18 protein-coding genes are annotated in these 18,287 nt (G+C 70.0%); 7 read left to right on the top strand and 11 right to left on the bottom strand.

The genetic code is table 11. The features are described from left to right. Window positions 1-71: 71 nt before the first annotated feature. From ABS642_RS07835 to ABS642_RS07820, 4 genes are all read left to right on the top strand, one after another. On the top strand, window positions 72-509 hold the full coding sequence (locus ABS642_RS07835; RefSeq protein ID WP_207769925.1) for an Lrp/AsnC family transcriptional regulator: 438 nt from the start codon (window positions 72-74) through the stop codon (window positions 507-509). Window positions 510-604: 95 nt separating this feature from the next. Further along, window positions 605-1,207 carry a TetR/AcrR family transcriptional regulator gene (locus tag ABS642_RS07830; RefSeq protein WP_350352880.1) on the top strand — a complete coding sequence of 201 codons (603 nt, stop codon included), beginning with the start codon at window positions 605-607 and terminating at the stop codon, window positions 1,205-1,207. Between the two features lie 132 nt (window positions 1,208-1,339). Then, the gene (locus ABS642_RS07825) at window positions 1,340-2,779 is read left to right on the top strand and encodes an aldehyde dehydrogenase family protein (protein ID WP_350352879.1); all 1,440 of its coding nucleotides are present in this window, start codon (window positions 1,340-1,342) and stop codon (window positions 2,777-2,779) included. Between the two features lie 3 nt (window positions 2,780-2,782). After that, window positions 2,783-4,246, top strand: a complete 1,464-nt coding sequence (locus tag ABS642_RS07820) for a GMC family oxidoreductase (protein WP_350352878.1) — start codon at window positions 2,783-2,785, stop codon at window positions 4,244-4,246. Between the two features lie 82 nt (window positions 4,247-4,328). On the opposite strand, the gene ABS642_RS07815 is transcribed toward ABS642_RS07820, so the two are convergent. From ABS642_RS07815 to ABS642_RS07805, 3 genes are read right to left on the bottom strand one after another with little or no spacing between them, the layout of a single operon-like run. Beyond that, the gene (locus ABS642_RS07815) at window positions 4,329-5,972 is read right to left on the bottom strand and encodes an amidohydrolase (RefSeq protein WP_350352877.1); all 1,644 of its coding nucleotides are present in this window, start codon (window positions 5,970-5,972) and stop codon (window positions 4,329-4,331) included. A gap of 1 nt (window position 5,973) precedes the next feature. After that, window positions 5,974-6,810 (bottom strand): molybdenum cofactor biosynthesis F family protein, encoded by an 837-nt coding sequence (locus ABS642_RS07810; RefSeq protein WP_282214098.1) that lies wholly within the window; start codon window positions 6,808-6,810, stop codon window positions 5,974-5,976. A gap of 34 nt (window positions 6,811-6,844) precedes the next feature. Further along, a complete protein-coding gene (locus ABS642_RS07805) occupies window positions 6,845-8,293 on the bottom strand; it encodes an APC family permease (protein ID WP_282214097.1) in 1,449 nt (482 codons plus the stop codon). A 243-nt stretch (window positions 8,294-8,536) separates the two neighbouring features. On the opposite strand from ABS642_RS07805, the gene ABS642_RS07800 reads away from it, so the two are divergent. After that, on the top strand, window positions 8,537-9,283 hold the full coding sequence (locus ABS642_RS07800; RefSeq protein WP_350352876.1) for an SDR family oxidoreductase: 747 nt from the start codon (window positions 8,537-8,539) through the stop codon (window positions 9,281-9,283). 62 nt (window positions 9,284-9,345) lie between these two features. After that, on the top strand, window positions 9,346-10,161 hold the full coding sequence (locus ABS642_RS07795; RefSeq protein ID WP_350352875.1) for an SDR family oxidoreductase: 816 nt from the start codon (window positions 9,346-9,348) through the stop codon (window positions 10,159-10,161). Window positions 10,162-10,172: 11 nt separating this feature from the next. Here the strand turns inward: ABS642_RS07795 and ABS642_RS07790 are convergent, their stop codons facing one another. Further along, entirely contained in the window at window positions 10,173-10,823 is a 651-nt protein-coding gene (locus tag ABS642_RS07790) for an HAD-IA family hydrolase (protein WP_350352874.1), read from the bottom strand. A gap of 73 nt (window positions 10,824-10,896) precedes the next feature. Between ABS642_RS07790 and ABS642_RS07785 the strand changes: the two genes are divergently transcribed. Next, window positions 10,897-11,142, top strand: a complete 246-nt coding sequence (locus ABS642_RS07785; RefSeq protein ID WP_350352873.1) for a hypothetical protein — start codon at window positions 10,897-10,899, stop codon at window positions 11,140-11,142. Window positions 11,143-11,160: 18 nt separating this feature from the next. Here the strand turns inward: ABS642_RS07785 and ABS642_RS07780 are convergent, their stop codons facing one another. From ABS642_RS07780 to ABS642_RS07750, 7 genes are all read right to left on the bottom strand, one after another. Then, entirely contained in the window at window positions 11,161-11,853 is a 693-nt protein-coding gene (locus ABS642_RS07780) for an ATP-binding cassette domain-containing protein (protein ID WP_282214092.1), read from the bottom strand. Continuing rightward, complete coding sequence (locus tag ABS642_RS07775; RefSeq protein ID WP_350352872.1) at window positions 11,850-13,622, bottom strand: ATP-binding cassette domain-containing protein; 1,773 nt, start codon at window positions 13,620-13,622, stop codon at window positions 11,850-11,852. The genes ABS642_RS07780 and ABS642_RS07775 overlap by 4 nt, the downstream gene beginning before the upstream one ends. Next, window positions 13,609-14,469 carry a branched-chain amino acid ABC transporter permease gene (locus ABS642_RS07770; protein ID WP_282214090.1) on the bottom strand — a complete coding sequence of 287 codons (861 nt, stop codon included), beginning with the start codon at window positions 14,467-14,469 and terminating at the stop codon, window positions 13,609-13,611. The genes ABS642_RS07775 and ABS642_RS07770 overlap by 14 nt, the downstream gene beginning before the upstream one ends. Before the next feature lie 140 nt (window positions 14,470-14,609). Beyond that, complete coding sequence (locus ABS642_RS07765; protein ID WP_350352871.1) at window positions 14,610-15,782, bottom strand: ABC transporter substrate-binding protein; 1,173 nt, start codon at window positions 15,780-15,782, stop codon at window positions 14,610-14,612. Window positions 15,783-15,821: 39 nt separating this feature from the next. Further along, window positions 15,822-16,238: a nuclear transport factor 2 family protein gene (locus ABS642_RS07760; protein WP_350352870.1), complete on the bottom strand. Its 417-nt coding sequence runs from the start codon at window positions 16,236-16,238 to the stop codon at window positions 15,822-15,824. A gap of 49 nt (window positions 16,239-16,287) precedes the next feature. Beyond that, window positions 16,288-17,076, bottom strand: a complete 789-nt coding sequence (locus ABS642_RS07755) for a MoaF C-terminal domain-containing protein (protein WP_350352869.1) — start codon at window positions 17,074-17,076, stop codon at window positions 16,288-16,290. Window positions 17,077-17,249: 173 nt separating this feature from the next. After that, window positions 17,250-18,215 (bottom strand): helix-turn-helix domain-containing protein, encoded by a 966-nt coding sequence (locus tag ABS642_RS07750; protein WP_282214086.1) that lies wholly within the window; start codon window positions 18,213-18,215, stop codon window positions 17,250-17,252. Between the last annotated feature and the right edge of the window lie 72 nt (window positions 18,216-18,287).

Here is an 18,287-nt window from a genome sequence, read left to right as displayed (position 1 = left end):
GACGAAGCGTGACAGATTGTCGTTTCTGCGTTCGAAGTGTCAGAATTCGATGGACGAACGAAGGGGTTCCCATGACCGTGCTGGATGACATCGACCACGCGATCCTCGGTGAGCTCCGCCGGGATGCCCGGTCGTCGATGACGGCGATCGCGGAGGCCGTGCACATCTCGCGCGCCGGTGCCCACGCGCGCATCAAGCGGCTCACGGATGCCGGCGTCATCACGGGCTACTCGGTGCGCACCGATCCGGTGCTGCTGGGACATCACGCGAGCGCGTACGTCACGCTGGCGATCGAACAGGCGACCTGGCAGGACGTGCGCGACCGCCTGCGCGCGATTCCCGAGATCGAGCACATGGCGCTGGTCGGCGGCGACTTCGACGTCATCCTGCTCGTGCGGGCCAACGATGCGCGGGATCTCCGTCGCATCGTGCTGGAGGACATCCAGGCGATCCCGTCGATCCGCTCGACGAGGACGACGCTGATCTTCGAGGACTTCGGGCCGAGCTGACCCCCTCGCTCCCGTGGCCGTTCGGGCGGGTCGAAGGCCGCCGAACCCGCCACAGCTGCCACGGGAACAGCGGGCGAACCTGCCAGACTGACGGGATGAGTCAGAGTGGCGCGACCGAACCGGCCCGGCGCGGCCGTCCGGGATACGACCGACGCGGCCTGCTCGACGCGTCTGTCACCGTCTTCAACGAATCCGGCTACGACGCCACCTCGGTCGCCGCACTCGCCACCCGACTCGGACTGTCGAAGGCCGCTCTCTATCACCACTTCTCCTCGAAGGAGGAGATCCTCGAGACGGCACTCGGCGAAGCGCTCGACGGCCTGGAAGGCGTGCTCGCCGACACGCGGACGGTCGTCCCGAGCGAGCGCCTGGCGGCCGTGCTCCAGGGCGCCGTCCGTGTGCTCGCCGCGCACCTGCCGTCGGTGACCCTGCTGCTGCGCGTCCGCGGCAACAGCGATGTGGAACGCCGGGCGCTCGAACGACGCCGCGCCTTCGACCAGGAGGTCACGGGCATCGTCCGCGCCGCCCAGCAGGAGGGTGCCGTCCGAGCGGATGTCGACGCCTCGGTCGCGACCCGACTGCTCTTCGGCATGGTCAACTCGCTCGTCGAGTGGTACCGCCCCGGCGGAGCCGAGGACGCCGACGCGCTCGCGGGAGACGTGCTGACCGTAGCGCTCGACGGTCTGCGCACGCGCTGAGCCGCGGCATCCTTCGCACTCGGACATCTACGACGCGCTCCCGGACAAGTGCCGTGCCGGACGGCATCCGACAATGAGATGACGACCGGCCTCCCTGATGCCGGCACCGTCCCGCTCGAAGGAGAGTCACCGATGTCCGAATCCGCCGCAGCCGCCGCCGCCGCGCTGCTCGACCGCATCCAGGCGCCGGAGGGCGCAGGCCGGGACATCCCCGACGCCGCGACCCGTGAGGTCATCGGCCGCGCGCCGGTGCACGCCGTCGCCGACCTCGACGACGCGGTCGCGCGGGCCCACGCCGCGCAGCCGGCATGGGAGGCGCTCGGCCACGAGAAGCGCAGCGAGCTGCTGCTCGCGGCCGCCGATGCGATCGATGCGAACGCCGAGGCGCTGGCCCATCTGCTCTCGCGCGAGCAGGGCAAGCCCCTCAACGGCCCGAACGCCCGCTTCGAGCTGGGCGCCTGCTCGGCCTGGCTGCGCACCAACGCGAGCATCGCGATCGAGCCGCAGGTGCTCGTCGACGACGAGACGCTCCACGCCGAGCTCGTCTACAAGGCGGCCGGCGTGGTGGGCGCGATCGGTCCGTGGAACTGGCCCCTGATGATCACCATCTGGCAGATCGGGCCTTCGCTCCGGATGGGGAACACCGTCGTCGCGAAGCCGAGCGAGTACACGCCCCTCAGCGTGCTCGCGATGCTCGCCGTCATGAACGAGGTGCTTCCCGCCGATGTGCTGATCGGCATCTCCGGAGACCGCGAGGTGGGCGCGCGGCTCGCGTCGCACCCGGACGTCGCCAAGATCATGTTCACCGGATCGACCGCGACCGGACGACGCATCATCGAGAGCTCCGCAGGCAACCTCGCCCGTCTCACTCTCGAGCTGGGCGGCAACGACGCCGGCATCGTGCTCCCGGGGACGGATGCCGCCGCCATCGCCCAGGACCTCTTCTGGGGGGCCTTCATCAACACCGGTCAGACCTGCGCCGCGATGAAGCGCCTCTACGTGCACGACTCCGTCTACGACGATGTCGTCGACGCGCTCGCCGAGATCGCCGCATCCGTTCCGATGGGGAACGGCCTCGACGAGGCCAACGTCCTCGGACCCCTGCAGAACCGCGCACAGTTCGACATCGTCACCCGGCTGGTCGACGACGCGAAGAGCCGCGGCGCGCGCATCGTCACCGGCGGCGAGCCGGCACCGGAGCTGGGGGAGCTGTTCTACCGCCCGACGATCGTCGCCGACATCGCCAACGACGCCTCGCTCGTGCAGGAGGAGCAGTTCGGCCCGGCACTCCCGGTGATCCGGTACTCCGACGTCGACGAGGCCTTCGCCTGGGCGAACGCGGTCGATGTGGGACTCGGCGCCTCGGTCTGGTCGAGCGATCCGGCGGCGGCGCGGGAGGCTGCCACGCGCATGCAGGCGGGTACCGTGTGGGTCAACTCGCACGGCGGGCTGCATCCGATGGTCCCGTTCGGCGGGGTGAAGAGCTCGGGCTACGGCCTCGAGTTCGGCGTCGAAGGGCTCAAGTCGGTGGCCGTGACGCAGGTCGTGTCCGGCCCCGGTCGGAAGGGCTGAAACATGCGCTCTGCGATCGTCGTCGGAGCGGGGACGTCGGGGGCCATCGTCGCGCGGAGGCTGGCGGATGCCGGCGTCGCGGTGACCCTCATCGAAGCCGGCGGGTACGACACCAATCCGGCCATCCACGATCCCTCCCGCGCAGGAGAGCTATGGCACTCCGCAGAGGACTGGGACTACTTCACCGTGCCGCAGGCACACGCGGCCGGCCGTCGGCTGCACCTGCCCCGCGGGAAGGTGACCGGAGGATCGCACGCCCTCAACGCCATGATCTGGGTGCGCGGCGCCGCATCCGACTACGACGGATGGGAACGCGCGGGTGCGACCGGCTGGGGCTGGTCCGAGGTCGAACCCGTGTACGACGCGATCGAGCACGACCTGCTCTACGTGAGCGACGACTATGCCCTCTCGCCGATCCAAGCCTCGATCATCGCCGCCGCCGTGGAGGAGGGGCTGCCGCACAATCTGAACTACAACGGCGGCGTCCTCGACGGGGTCTCCCAGCAGCAGGTCACGATCCGCGACGGCCGCAGGGTGAACACCTGGACGACGTACGCGCAGCCGATCGCCGAGAGCCTGACGATCATCACCGGACGAGAGGTCCACTCGGTGATCATCGAGGACGGCCGGGCGCGGGGGGTCCGGCTGGGGGAGGGATCCGATTCCGAGGAGGTGCTCGCCGACGAGGTCATCCTCTCGGCCGGCGCCATCGGCTCGCCGACGATCCTGCTGCGATCGGGCATCGGCCCCGCAGCGGAGCTCGAGGCGCTGGGGATCCCGGTCGTGCAGGATTCGCCGGGGGTCGGCAAGAACCTGCACGACCACCTCCTCTCGCCGGTCATCTTCACGACCGCGCGCCCGGTGGGTCCGCCGCAGACCGGGGTCTCGGTGACGCAGACGCATCTCTTCTGGCGCAGCCGCGACGATCTGGCGGAGCCCGACACGCAGCCGATCCACTTCTCGGTCCCGATGTGGGGCGAGCTCGAGCCGCGAGGCGACGACGGCTTCACGCTCATGGCCGGGCTCGTGACCCCGCACAGTCGTGGTGCGCTGACGCTCAGCGGCCCCGGTCTGGCCGATCAGCCCGACATCGATCTGGCCGCGCTGGCCGACGAACGCGATGTCGCCTCGCTCGCGGCATCCGTACGCCAATGCCGCCGCATCGGCGCGCAGCCGGCCCTCGGCGAGGAGTGGGGTGCCGTCGAGGTCTATCCCGGTCCCGAGGTGTCGGACGCCGACGTCGACGACTGGGTGCGTCGCACCGCCATCACCTACCACCACCAGGTCGGCACGTGCCGGATGGGGACGGATGCCGCTGCCGTGGTCGATCCACGACTGCGGGTGCACGGGATCGAGGGGCTGCGGGTGATCGACGCGTCCGTGATGCCCACGGTCCCGACCGGCAACACCAACGCGCCCGCCGCGATGATCGGCGAGCGCGGGGCGGAGTTCGTGCTCGCGGACTGAACCGCCGAGCCCCGTCCGACTCGAAACCCCCACCCGCGATGAGAGCGGGTGGGGGTTTCGGCGTCCAGGGGGCGGACCCGCGTCAGGCGGAGTACACCTCGCGGCCGGCGAACCACGTCGAGATGACGGGCGTGCGCACGATCTCCTCCGGCGGGCCGGCGATCGCGTCTCGTGCCAGCACGACGAAGTCCGCGGACTTGCCGGGCGTCAGAGAGCCGGTCTCCGCGCCGAGGCCCATGGCCGTCGCGGCGTTGATCGTGAAGACCTCGAGCGCCTCCTCGGCGGAGATGGCCTGCTCCGGCCAGAGCACGCCGGGTGCGCGCCCGAGCGGATCGGCTCGCGTCACCAGGCCCTGCAGCCCCTCCAGGGTGTTCGGGGACTCGCTCACCGGCCAATCCGACCCGCCGGCGACAAGTGCCCCCGAGTCGATCAGGGCGCGGTTCGGCTGCGAGTGCTCCGCCCGCTCGCCGAGAACGTCGGCGAGCGCCTGGGGGATGACGCCGGGGAACCAGATGAACGGCGAGATGTCGGCCGACACGTCCAGGGCCTGCAGCCGCGGGATGTCGGCGTCGGAGAGGAACTGGCCGTGCGCGATCTGGATCGGGGTCATGACGCCCTCGCCACGCAGCCGCTCGGCGACATCCAGCACGAGCCGGGCGGAGCCGTCGCCGGCGCAGTGCACCTTCGCGCCGAGACCTCTGTCGGCGACCGCGCGCAGCCAGCCGTGGAGCTCGTCGAACGTCATGGTCGTCTCGCCGTGGAAGTGCGCGCCGTGCGCGGCATCCGCCGGATACGGGTCGAGGAAGGCCGCGGTGTGCGCCGGCGGCACGCCGTCGAGGAAGATCTTCACGAAGTCGGGGCGGTGGTGCGCCGTGCGGAACTCCTCGCCTCGTTCGATGAGGGGCGTGCCGATCGGCGAGACGCCGAAGATGTCGTCGTTGACGAGCAGCGACGACACGACCCACGCGTGCAGTTCGCCCGCGCGGTCGAGGGTCGCGAGGGCGTCGAGGATGTCGACCGACACACCCGCGTCCTGGAAGGTCGTGATGCCGAAGGAGTTCAGCAGCTCGACGCCGCGGCGCGAGGCGTCCGCATGCTGCTGCGGCGAGAGCCCGCCGCCGGCGTCGTGGGCCTCCTGCACCGGGATGCCAGCGGCCTCCAGAAGAACGCCGGTCGGCGTGCCGTCGTCGGGATCGAGCATGGTCACGCCGGAGGGCGGGATGCTCGTCGTGGTGATGCCCGCGAGCTCGAGCGCGCGGGAGTTCACCCAGCGGTTGTGTCGTGAGTCCTCCATGAGCATCACCGGGCGCCCGCCGGACGCGTCATCGAGTCGTCGGCGCGACCTCGTGTTCGCCAGCGAAGGCAGCAGCGTGGTCGGCACCGCGCCGCCGACGATCCAGGCGTCCGCGGGCAGCGTCGCGGCGCTGTCGCGCACGCGCTCGAGGATCTCATCGAGGGTCAGCGACGGCGGCAGCGACAGCTCGAACAGGTCGGTGCGTCCGGCCAGCGCGTGATGGTTGTGCACATCGACGAAACCGGGATAGACCGCCGCCTCCCCGACGTCCAGCATCCGCGTCTCCGGTCCGCGCAGTCGTGAGACATCGGCGAGGGAGCCGACCGCGAGCACACGTCCGTCGCGGACCGCGAAGGCTTCGACGAACGGATTCTCGTGGTCGGCGGTCCGGATGACGGAGCCGGTGACGATGAGGTCGGCGACGGTCCCCATCTCAGTCTCCGAAGGTCGCCGGCTCGAGCTCGGGCGCGTGGAGCGTGGTGGACAGCAGCCGCCCGTGCGCGCCGAACGTGAAGTGCGTCGGCACCTCGCCCGTCTCGTCGAGCCCGAACAGCACGCCGTGCGAGCGGATGGCGTTCACGTCACGGTGGTCGGCGATGGTCACCGAGGCGCAGGGGATGACCTTCTCGCGCCACGCGAAGATGTAGATGCCGGGACGCACCTCCCACACGCTGTTCTCGTCGGTGTCGGCGAGTCCGCGCTCCGGGCCGGCGAGGCACTGCCACGAGTACCACCGCGACGACAGGTAGACGTGCTCGTAGGCGTGCTCGGCGCTGTAGACCCACTCGACCCGTCGTCCGATCAGGGTCGTCGTCGGTGCGGCCTCGGCGCCCGACACCTCGGCGCCTTCGATCACGCTCGGCGCGAAGACGTGCTGGACACGGGTGCGGCCCTGCTCCGGCGCGGGGAGGATGATCGAGATCACGGCCAGTGCGCGTCCGGCGCGCAGATCGAGCACGAGCGAGACCGCTTCGTTCGGCAGGTAGCGGTGATGGAACTGCACGAAGTAGAGGTCGTCGTCGACCTCGAACGCCTCGTAGTCGTCGGTATCCGCTGCGGCCTCGGTGGGGTCCTCGGCGCCAGGGTGGTACTCCCACGAGACGGTCGTGTCGTCGAACCGGTGCACGATGCGGGTGCCGCGCGCGTCGACGACGGCGATCTCCCGGCCGCTGAGCGCGGTGCTGTGCGGAGCCTTGTTCGCGTCGAATCCGGGGGCGAGGCCCTCGAGCGGCAGCCAGGTGGAGGTGTCTGCGGGGTTCAGCGTGGTCATGGATTCCTTCTCTCTCGGAGGTGGTGGGGGAGAGTCAGCGGTCGCTGAACTTCTCCAGGTCGGTGGCGAGACCCTCGTACACGGCGGGCTTCGAGCGCTTCAGGTACGCGCCGTAGACGATGCCTCCGATGAGGGCCACGACCAGCAGCAGCGGCATGAGGCGGATCGCGAGCTCCTGGGATCCGGCGACGATGTCGAAGTTGACGACGGCCAGCACGGAGATGGCCGCGATGCCGAGGAAGCCGATGCCCGGGGCGATGAACGTGCTCCACCAGCGCGGGTCGTTCGCGCGCCGGAAGTACACCACGATCGAGATCGCGGCGAGACCCTGGAGGATCAGCACGCTGAGTGTGCCGAAGCCGAGCATCGCGGGGACGAGGGTGAGGATGGGATCGGCGCCGGCGATCGCGAACACGATCGCGACGATCGCAGCGAAGGACGCCTGCACGATGCCGGCGAGCTGCGGGGCGCCGTTCGCCCGGGTGCGGGCGAGGGCGTGCGGCAGGATCCGTGCGCGACCGAGCGAGTACAGGTAGCGGGTCGCCGAGTTGTGGAACGCCAGCATCGCGGCGAACAGGCTCACGAGGAGCAGCACCATCATCACGATGGTGAGCGGACCGCCGAGATACTGCTGCGAGATCGAGAAGATGAGGTCGCCGGTCGGCAGGTGCTCGAGCGCCGTCGCCTGCGCCTGTGCCACGCCGGTCGCGCTGACCACGGCCCAGGTCGTGACGCCGAGGATGACGCCGATCGCGATGATCGAGGTGTACGTGGCGCGGGGGATGGTGCGCAGCGGCTGCTTGGCCTCCTCGCTGAACAGCGCGGTCGCCTCGAAGCCGAGGAAGCCGGTCGCGGCGAGCAGCAGGCCGATCGGGAGCGAGCCCGAGAACACGGCTTCCGGGCTGAACGCGCCCAGGTCGTACCCGGTCTGCACCAGCACCGAGACATCGAACACGACGAGCATCAGCACCTCGAGCACCAGGCACACGCCGAGGATCTTCGAGCTGAAGTCGACGCCGACCCGCGCGAGCACGAAGCACACGACGATCGACAGCAGACCCCACACCAGCCAGTGCACGTCGAGACCGGTGAGGTCGCGGATGATGTTCTGCATGAAGAAGCCGCTGGTGCCGATCGTGCCGACGACGAAGAAGTTGTAGCCGAGGGTGGCGATGAGACCGGCGATGAGTCCGCCGGTGCGACCGAGGCCCTTCACGACGAACGCGTAGAAGCCGCCGGCGTTGACCAGCTGCTTCGACATCTGCGCGTAGCCGACCGCGAACAGCAGGAGGATCGCGGCGACGAGGAAGAACGACATCGGGGTGCCGCCGCCGTTGCCGAGGGCGATCGCCAGCGAGGCGACGACCACGATGCCCGTCAGCGGTGCGACCGCGGCGAGCACCAGGAAGACGATCCCGGCGACGCCGAGGGCGCCGGAGCGGAGGGCGGTGTGCCCGTGAGATGTTTCGGTCGGGGTGGCCACGTCGGCTCCTTTGCTGGGTGACGCCGTGCTCGCACGGCACCGACGACGAGGGGAATCGTCGATAGAGCGAGTCTGCTCGCGCCGGTCGGTTCGCACTTGACCGTGAGGGAAAGACGATGGTGCGAGCGCGCACACCCCGCCGACGACGGTTCGCGTCGCCGCGAGGGGGGAGCAGGATGACCGAGACGACACCGCCGTCCTCTCCGCACCATCCGGTGCCCGGCGGCGATCCCGGAGGGTGAGATGGATCTGCAGCTGCAGGGCACGACGGCCCTCGTCACGGGCGCGGCGAGCGGGATCGGGCGTGCCACGGCGCTCGCGCTCGCCGCGGAAGGCGTGCGGGTCGCTCTGCTGGATCGCGATGCATCCGCGCTCCGCGAGACGGCGAGCGGATGCCGTGACGCTGTGATCCTCGTCGCCGACGTGACGGACGAGGACGAGGTGCGTGCGGCGGTGGAATCCGGTGCCGCGGCGCTCGGAAGGCTCGATGCCGTCGTCTGCTGCGCCGGGATCTCCGGGCCGGTCGGGACCTCGATCGAGGACACCGCTCTCGCCGACTGGGAAGCCGTGTTCGCGGTGAACGTGACCGGAGCGTTCCTCGTGCTCAAGCACGCGCTCCCGGCTCTGCGCGCCGCACCGGCGGCATCCGTCGTCCTGCTCGCGAGCGACTCCGCCGTCGTCGCCTCGCCGGGGATGGTGCCGTACGCGGCATCGAAAGCCGCGCTCGTGCAGTTCGCGCGGGCGCTCTCGGTCGATCTCGCCGACACGCGCATCCGGGTGAACACGGTGGCGCCGTCGATCGTCGACACGCCGATGAGCCGAGGCGATCTCGGTTCCGACGCGTTCGACGCACCGGGATTCCCGGTGCAGAGCGCGGCGGAGGTCGCCGCGCACGTCGTCTACCTGGCGTCTCCGCGCAGCAGGGCGATCAACGGGACGACCCTGCTCAGCGACTTCGGGTACACCGCCCGTTCGGGGTTCCCCGCGTGACGACGGAACCGTCGAGCACGAATCCACCGCGCGCACGCGCCAGATCAGTACAGGGAGCAGACATGGGACTCGCATTCGGATCGACGGTCTCCGGACGCGTCGTCGTCATCACCGGAGGCGGCACCGGCATCGGCGCCGCCATCGCCCAGCGCTATGCGGCCGAGGGCGCGCACGTCGTGGTCGTCGGGCGCCGCCCGGAGCCGCTGCAGGAGGTCGAACGCGCCGTCGGCGCCGTGCCGGTCGTCGCGGATGCCGCCGACACGGCCTCGGCGAAGGCGGCGGTCGCCGAGGTGCTGGCGCGATTCGGACGCATCGACGTGCTCGTGGCGAATGCCGGGGGCCACGGATTCTCGCCGGTCGGTGAGACCGACGACGCCGGATGGGAGGCGGCGATCCGCGCCAATCTCACGACCGCGTTCACGATGGCGCGCGAGTCGCTGCCCGCGTTGATCGAGGCGAAGGGGCAGATCGTGATCGTGTCGTCGCTCGCCGGGCTCTTCGCCGGGCCATCGGTCGCGGGGTACACCGTGGGCAAGCATGCGCTGATCGGTCTGACTCGCACCCTCGCCCGCGACTACGGCAGGCACGGGGTGCGCGTGAACGCGATCTGCCCCGGCTGGGTGCAGACGCCGATGGCCGACGACGAGATGGACGAGTTCGCGACCCACGCGAATCTCTCCTCCCGGGAGGAGGCCTATGCCGCGGTCACCGCCGACGTGCCGCTGCGTCGCCCCGCACAGCCGTCGGAGATCGCGTCGGTCGTGCGCTTCCTCGGCTCGGGGGAGTCGTCGTACATCACCGGCGCCGTGATCGTGGCCGACGGCGGATCGCATGTCGTCGATGTGCCGACGATCGCGTTCGACCACGCGGGGATGTAGGAGCGGCGCGCTCAGCCGATCGTGAGTGCGAATCCCTCGGTGGTGGGGGCGAGCGTGACCCGTGTCAGGTCGTCGACACGGTAGGTCGGCCCGTGCGAGGCGGCGTGCTGTCCGACGCCGAGCACCCGCATGCCCGCGGCGAGGCCGGCCTGGATGCCGGCACCGGAGTCCTCGAACACGACGCAGTCGGCGGGGTCGATGCCGAGCAGACTCGCGCCGAGCAGGAAGCCTTCGGGATCCGGCTTGGATGCCGAGACGCTCTCGGCCGTGACGGCGATCGCGGGGACGGTGAGGCCGGCCGCCTGCATCCGTGCCGTCATCAGCGCGACGTTCGCCGAGGTGACGATCGCGTGCGGATAGGGGAGGAGTGCCTCGAGCAGTGCCTTCGCTCCCGAGATCTCGATGACCCCGTCGACGTCGTTCGTCTCGGTCGCGAGCATCTTGTCGTTCTCGCGGAGATTGATCGCGTGATCGCGCTCCGGCAGCATGATCGACATGCTCTGATGCCCCTGCCGGCCGTGCACGACGCTGAGCACGTGCTCGGGGGCGATTCCGTGCGGCTCCGCCCAGGCCAGCCAGAGCCGTTCCACCACCGCCGTCGAGTCGACGAGAGTCCCGTCCATGTCGAGGAGGACGGCGCGGGCGTGGATGGTCTCGGTCACCCCTTCAGGCTAGCTGGCGCACGGCGGTCACCTGCTAGGTTGGCGAACGGCATTCGAGGACCGGGGGGATTCCATGGACACCACGCCGACACGCCGCGGGCGCGTCTTCTTCATCGCTGCAGGGGTGGTGCTGGTTGCAGCCTTCCTCGGGTGGATAGTGCTCCGCAGACAGGATGCCTGGCCGGCGGCGCTGGAGCTGGACTCCGTGCTCGGATGGATCGCCCACGGGCTGGCGCTGCTGGCGCTGCCCGCCGGTGCCTGGTTGATCGCCAAAGGCACCTTCCGCGAGCGCGAGCGCGCGGTCGACAGCATCGACTGACGCGCGCGCCAGCCGCCGTCAGCCGCCCAGGTAGGCGCGATGCAGCAGGGCGGGGTCGGCACCGAGCTCCGCGGCCGTGCCCTGGAAGGACACCCTGCCACCCGCGACGACCACGGCCTCGCGTGCGAGACCGAGGGCGACCTGCGTGAACTGCTCGACGAGCAGCACGGCCACGCCCGAGTCGGCGATCGACTTCACGATCGGCATCAGCCGCAGGAAGACGACCGGCGCGAGCCCGAGCGACATCTCGTCGATGAGGAGAACGCGGGGCTTTGCGGCGAACGCGCGCGCGAGCACGACCATCTGCTGCTCGCCGCCCGAGAGCAGGGCGGTCGGCGAGTCGATGCGCTTCTCGAGCTCGGGGAACTGCGCGAGCGCCGCATCCAGCTCCCCGGGGGTGCGGGCGGTGAGCGAGATGTTCTCCCGCACGGTGAGCGAGGGGAACACGGCCCTGCCCTGCTCGATGTGCACGATGCCGCGCCGCGAGCGCGCGACCCGCGACAACTTGTCGATCGGCTCGCCGTCGAGAGTGATGCTGCCGGCGGAGTGCGGGGTCACGCCCGAGATCGATTCGATCAGGCTGGTCTTGCCGGCGCCGTTGGGGCCGACCAGGGCCAGCACCTCGCCGCCCTCTACCCGCAGCGAGACGTCGGAGATCACGGCGCCCGCACCGCGGCTGACGCTCACGGCGTCCAGGACGAGTTCGCTCACTTCAACAGCTCCGTCTCTCCCATGTACGCCTTCACGACGTCGGGATTCGCGAGGACCTCGGCCTGCGGTCCGCTGGCGAGCACCCGGCCGAAGTCGAGCACCGTGAGAGTCGGGCAGACCGAGCGCACGAGGTCGAGGTCGTGCTCGATGATGATCAGCGCGATGCCGTAGCGGGACGGGAGCTCTCTCAGTCGAGCGGCCAGCGCCAGGTGCTCGTCGTGCGAGAGCCCGGCGGCCGGTTCGTCGAGGATCAGCAGCCGGGGGCGCGCCACCACGTTCGCGGCGACCTCGACGAGTCGTCTCGTTCCGACGTCGACGCTCGACAGGCGAGCGCGGGCCGGCGGGCATCCGAAGAACTCCAGCACCTCGTCGATATCGGATGCCGCGAGCCGACGCCGTGCGACGAACCGCACATACGCCCCGATCGTGAGCGCGGGCGGCACGCGATCCTGCTGGAATGTGCGGCGCAGCCCGAGCCGTGCGCGCCGGGTGGGGGAGAGGCCCGCGAGGTCGCGATCCCCGAGGAGCACGCGGCCGCCGTGCTTCGGCAGGAACCCGCTGATCGCATCGACGAACGTCGACTTCCCCGCACCGTTCGGGCCGATCAGTCCCATGATCGACGCGGCAGGCACCACGACCGACACGTCGTCGAGCGCCTTCAGCGCGCCGAACTGCACGGTCAGCCCATCGACGGACAGCACGGGTGCCCCCTCGAGCGCGGCCGCGTCGACCGTGGCAGTGGTCGTCGTGGTGATGGCCCCGGCATCCGCTCCGACGTCCGGAGGGAGCGCCGTGAGCTCCGCGTTCGCGGCACGCCGGTCGGCGCGCCGGTAGAACAGGTTGCGGATCCCCTGGCCGAGGTTGGTGCCGCTCGTGAGGGCCTGCACGCCGAGCACGCCGAACACCACGAAGCCCCAATCCTGCGGGATTCCCCAACGCTTGAGCAGCTCGGGGACGAGCACCCACAGGATGCCGCCGAAGATGGCCATGTCGATCAGGTGCGCGCCCGACATGATCGCCAGGACGTAGAGCGCGAGGGACTGCAGCGGGGTGAAGCTGGAGGCGAACGGCAGCTGCACCTGACCGGCCAGCAGCCCTCCGGCGACGCCGCCCAGCGCGGCCGAGACCGCGAAGGCCGTGAGCTTCGCGATCTGCACGCTCTGGCCCGCGGCCGCGGTGCCGCGCTCCGAGAACGCGACGGCCTTCCAGCTCGATCCCCAGCGTCCGCGCTGCAGGAAGAAGACCCCGAGCGCGCAGAGTGCGAGCACGACGATCGAGAGGAAGAAGAACTGCCGGTCGTTGGAGAACATCGTGGGGCGCTCGATCGCGGTGCCGTCGGCGGAGCCGGGGAACTGGATCTGCACGAGCGTGACGTCGGCCGCCGCGGCGAAGCCGAGCGTGACGACCGCGAGATTCACGCCGCGGAGGCGGAGGGCGGGGAGCCCGACCAGCACGCCGACGAGACCTGCGGCGATGCCGCCGAGCACGAGCCAGACGATGAATCCGCCCGGTGCCTGCATCACGTTCAGAAGCGAGACGATCCACGCGCCGACGGCAGCGAAGGTGAGCTGGCACAGGGCGATCATGCCGGCGGAGCCGGTCACGATGCCGAGACCGAGGATCGCGATGGCGGCGATCACGGCGCTGATGGCGAGGAACACGAAGTAGCCCGGCAGGGCTGCGCTCAGGATCGCGCCGGCGCCGATGCCGGCGAGTGCGATCGCGAACGGCCAGGTGATCCGGAACCAGGGACGGTCAGCGAGCGGCATCCCACACCTCCTTGCGCTGGGTCCAGAGGAGAAGGACGACGATGAACAGGAACGGGAGGAAGTTGCGCACGAGCGCGACCTCGTCGATCTGGGCGACCAGGCCGCCGAGCACGCCGAGGACGACGCCGCCGATCACCGCCAGGTCGAGACGCCGGAACCCGCCGAGGAGGGCGGCAGCGGCTGCGGGGACGATGAGCATCGCGAGGCTCGTCGCGTCGTTCGACTGCGACGGGGCGACGACGATGATCGCGATCGCGCTGATGACGCCGGTCACGAACCACACCGCGATCGACAGCGGACGCGAGCGGATGCCGAGCAGCTCGGCCGTGGTCGGGCGCTCCGAGAGGGCCCGCAGCTGCGTGCCGACCCTGGTGCGGCGCAGCACGATCCGCACCACGATCGCGGTGATGATCGCCATCGCCACGGTCGCGACGGTGACCTGGCTGATCACCACGCCGCCGAACGAGAAGGCGGGGCCCGCGATGATGGGCGTGAACGGCTGGGGCTTGTTGCCGAACAGGATGAACGACATCGAGATCAGCAGGAGCAGTGGGCCGACGGTCATCGCGGAGCGTGTCGTCGTGGAAGCCTCGGAGAGCCAGGTCGCGGCGATGAAGCCGATCGCCGCGGCGAGAAGGCCGGCGACCAGCACCCCGAGCACCGACCCGAGCCAGATGGGCAGTCCGATCTCGCGGACGAACCACACAGCGGTGAACGCGCCGAACATCCCGGTCGCGGCCTGAGCGAAGTTCACCACGCGGACGAGGCGTGACATGAGCGTCAGGCACACGCCGAGAACGGCGTAGAGCCCGCCGGCGGCGAGGCCGGCGATCGCGCCTTGCAGCATGAGGCGTCCTTTCTGATCTGAGGGGGATGGCCCTTCGACAGGCTCAGGGACCCAAGTCCCTGGGTCGTTGGACCCAAGTCCCTGGGTCGCTGGACTCAGCACTGGGTCGCTGAGCCTGTCGAAGCGCCGAGAGGAGCGGCCTACTCGCCGATGCGGAGCCAGTCGTCAGCGACCTGCTCCCAGGCGTTCGTGCCCGACTTCAGGATGATCGGCCACCCCGCGGTGTTCTGCGTGCCGAAGGCGTACGGCGTGCCCACCATCGGGTTCTCGATCGGGTCCATGGCCTTGAGCGCCTCGGAGACGCTCTCCCGCGTGATGTCGCCGTCGATGCCCTTGAGCACTTCGATGAAGTACGTCGCGGCGAGATACCCGCCCTGGCTGAACGAGGTGAGCGGGATGTCGTTCGCCTCCATCAGCTCCCGCCAATCGGCGTTGATCTCGTTGTCGTCCGTGAACGGGTAGAACTCGGCCGGCACGTAGATCCCGGCGCCGGCGTTGTCGATCGCATCGGCGAAGTTCTCGCTGTAGACGCTCGTCAGATAGAGCCAGGTCACGTCGTCCCAGCCCTGCGCGTTGGCGGCCTTGACCTGGCCGATCGCGTCGGGCTCGACCGGGTTGATCGCCAGAGCCTTGCAGCCCTGGTCCCGCGCCTTGACGATGTACGGCGTGTAGTCGGAGGCGCCGTAGGGCACGGTGTCGTCGACGTACTTCGGCTCCTTGCCGGTGATCTCGGTCCACTTGTCGATCGCGGCCTGGTAGGTCGGGCGCGTGGAGCCCGCGATCTCGAGCAGGATGCAGATGTCGTCCAGGCCGAGCACCTCGGAGCCGTACTGCAGCGTGAGGGTCATGTCGTTGAACGGCCCCACGTTCGCCGGCGAGATGTTGTCGCTGGCGAAGCAGCCGGTGTCGACGCCGATGCCGGGCATCGAGAGGATGCCTTCCTGCTCGTAGTACTTCGCGTTGATCTCGCATTCGATCAGGCTGGCCGAGCCGACGAGCGCGACGGCGCCGTCGCTGCCCACCAGTTCGCGAGCGGATGCCGTGGCTGTCGCGGGGTCGCCCTTGTCGTCGAGGGTCTTGTACTCGATCGTGCGACCGTCGAGCCCCCCGGCCTCGTTGAACGCGTCGAAGACGGCCGCTGCCGCCTGCGACGCCTCGGGGAAGGTCGCCGGACCGCTGATCGTGTTGACGGAGCCGACGACGATCGGGGCGCCTTCACCTCCGCCGCCTCCGCCGTCCGCGCCGGCGCAGCCGGCCAGGGTGAGGGCTGCCACGGCGAGGAGCGCCGCGGTGCCGGATGCTCGTCTGTTCATGTGCTTCCTGCCTCTCGTGTGTTCGGGTCGTGCTGTGGCTCAGGCTCGGGTCCCTGAGCCCGTCGAAGGGTCGCGCAGCGCGCGGTTCACCATCTCGGTGTCGGTGAACTGCTCGAAGGCGACGACCTCGGCATCCTTCAGACGCCAGACGTGTGCGACGCGAGCGGCGAAGAAGCGCCCGGTGGCCCTGTTGGTGCCGGAGTACGTGCCGATGCCGACGACGACGTCTCCGCCGTCGATCACCTCGTCGATCGCGACGGTGTAGTCGTCCCAGTCCTCCTGGAGGCGCGCGAAGACATTCGCGGCGACAGCATCCGGTCCGACGTAGGTGCCGGCGTAGGGGAAGCCCGCGGCCTCGGTCCAGCGGACGTCGGATGCCAGCGGTGCCAGCATCCCGTCGAGGTCGCCGCGGTCGCTGGCGGCGTAGTGGCTGCGGATGATCTCTGCGTTGCTCATGTGCGCTCTCCTCGATTCGTTTCCTGGGCCGTGAGCCTGTCGAACGCGGTCAGACCGGCTGGGCGTCGGGATAGGCGACGGACCCGAGCGGGTAGATGTGGCCACCGCCGCGGGAGTGCTCGGCACGGCCCTCGCCGTTGAGCCCGAGGAAGATGCCCGTGGTCATCAGCTGGTAGCCGAGGTCGTGCAGCCAGACGCTGGCGACGGCGATCCGGAACTCGCGGAAGCAGAAGAGGTACAGGCCGTCGGCGAACTTCCACACCGTCGAGAGATCCATGTCGCCGTGGCCGCGCTGCACGCCTTCCAGGCACTGCCACGCGTAGCGCTGACTCGAGATGTAGACGTGCTCGTAGAGGTGCTCGGGGCTGTAGCGGTAGACGTTGCGCTTGCCGATGAGGTCGCGGCTCGGGCCGGGCACCTCGCCGGTCGCCTCGCCGGCGTCGGTCGTCGCAGCCCAGAAGTCCTGCCCCACCTGCGGAGTGCCCTCCACGGCCTCGGCGGCGATGCGGGAGCGGATGACGGTCGCGCGATGCGTCGTGCGGGAGAAGACGACCGTGATCGCCTCGCGCTCGCGGCTCTCCAGCGGGATGTTCACGAAGACGACGTCGTCGCGTACGGCCACCGCGTCGTAGGGATCGGTGCCGGAGGCCTCGAATCCGGTCCAGGCGACGGCGACCGAGTCGAAGCGCAGAGACAGCGTGGAGCCGTCGTCGAGGCTGAGGGCGAGCGCGGTGCCGGCCAAGGACACGTTCGGAAGTCGGAAGGTGTCGATCCCCGCAGCGAACTCGTCGTAGGTGCGCCACTCGTCGAGCGCAGGATCGAGGGAGGTGTCGGTCATGGAGGTCCTGACATCGCACGTGGCGGAGCATCGAGGCCCCGGGCGCCGCGTCATCGCGGTGCGCTTGCCTCATGCTCGGCCGCGGCGCGGCATCCGCTCAAGAGCGGGAGCGCCATCGCGCGCCGAGAGTCAACCGGCGTGCCCTCCCGGGCAAGGTCGCGCGATCAGCAGCGTCAGTGCGCGGCGCGGTACTCGCTGGGGGAGACCCGGAACGCCGCCTTGAAAGCGCGGCTGAAGTGCGCGGCATCCACGAAGCCCCAGCGCGCCGCGATCGCGGCGACGGGGCGGTCGGCCAGCATCGGGTCCAGCAGGTCGCGTCGGCATTGCTCGAGGCGTCGCGTGCGGATCCAGGTCGAGACGGTGACGCCCTGCTCCTGGAACAACCCGTGCAGATGACGGGTGGAGATGAAGTGCGCCGCGGCGATCGTCGCGGGTCCGAGGTCGGTCGACGCCAGGTTGCGGTCGATGTAGGAGCGGATGCGCTGAACCAGAGCACGATGCGGATCGGCGGAGACCTCGTCGAGTCCGAGCTCGCGCGTGAACACCGTCGTCACGAGGTCGAGAGCGCTGTGCGCGAGGCGGGCGCCCGTGGTGCCTGCGAGCTGATCGAGGTTCCCGGCGAGCTGTGTCAGGTACGGCACGACCATGCCGCCGAGTCCCTCCTGGCCGGAGATCCGCACGGCGGTGAGCTGGCCGATCATGTCGGACGGCAGGCTGATCAGGTGCTTCGGGAACATCACGACCATGGTGCGGAAGTCCTGGTCGAAGACGAGGGAGTACGGACGATCCGTGTCGTAGACGGCGAGGTCGCCGGGGTGCAGCACGGCCTCGCGGTCGTCCTGGATGAGCAGGCCCGTGCCGGCGAGCATCAGGCTCACCTTGAAGTACGAGCGGTCGGCGCGGGCGATCAGCTCGGGTGTGCGCTCGACCACGTGCGACGTCGCACGCACCTCCGTCACATGGACCTCGTCGACGGACGCTCCGCGGATGACGCCGCGGAAGTGATCGGGGCCGCTGCTCGACACCTGCAGCGGGACGAAGGACTGCGAGACGGCCGCACGGAATTCGCTGATGTTGCGCGCGATGAGCGACGACACCGACTCGGCGGGGGCGACGGGGGCAGCGAGTGCACCGTTCATGACTGATCACCTCGGGATGGTGGAACGACGACGTTGTATACGATCCGTTCCGTGATGCTATCACCGGCGACG

The organism is Microbacterium sp. A8/3-1 (genome assembly GCF_040267695.1).
GTDB classification, from domain to species: Bacteria; Actinomycetota; Actinomycetes; order Actinomycetales; family Microbacteriaceae; genus Microbacterium; species Microbacterium luteolum.
The sequence above is the reverse complement of the archived record's forward strand: the minus strand, read 5'-3'. Positions and strand labels throughout refer to the sequence as shown.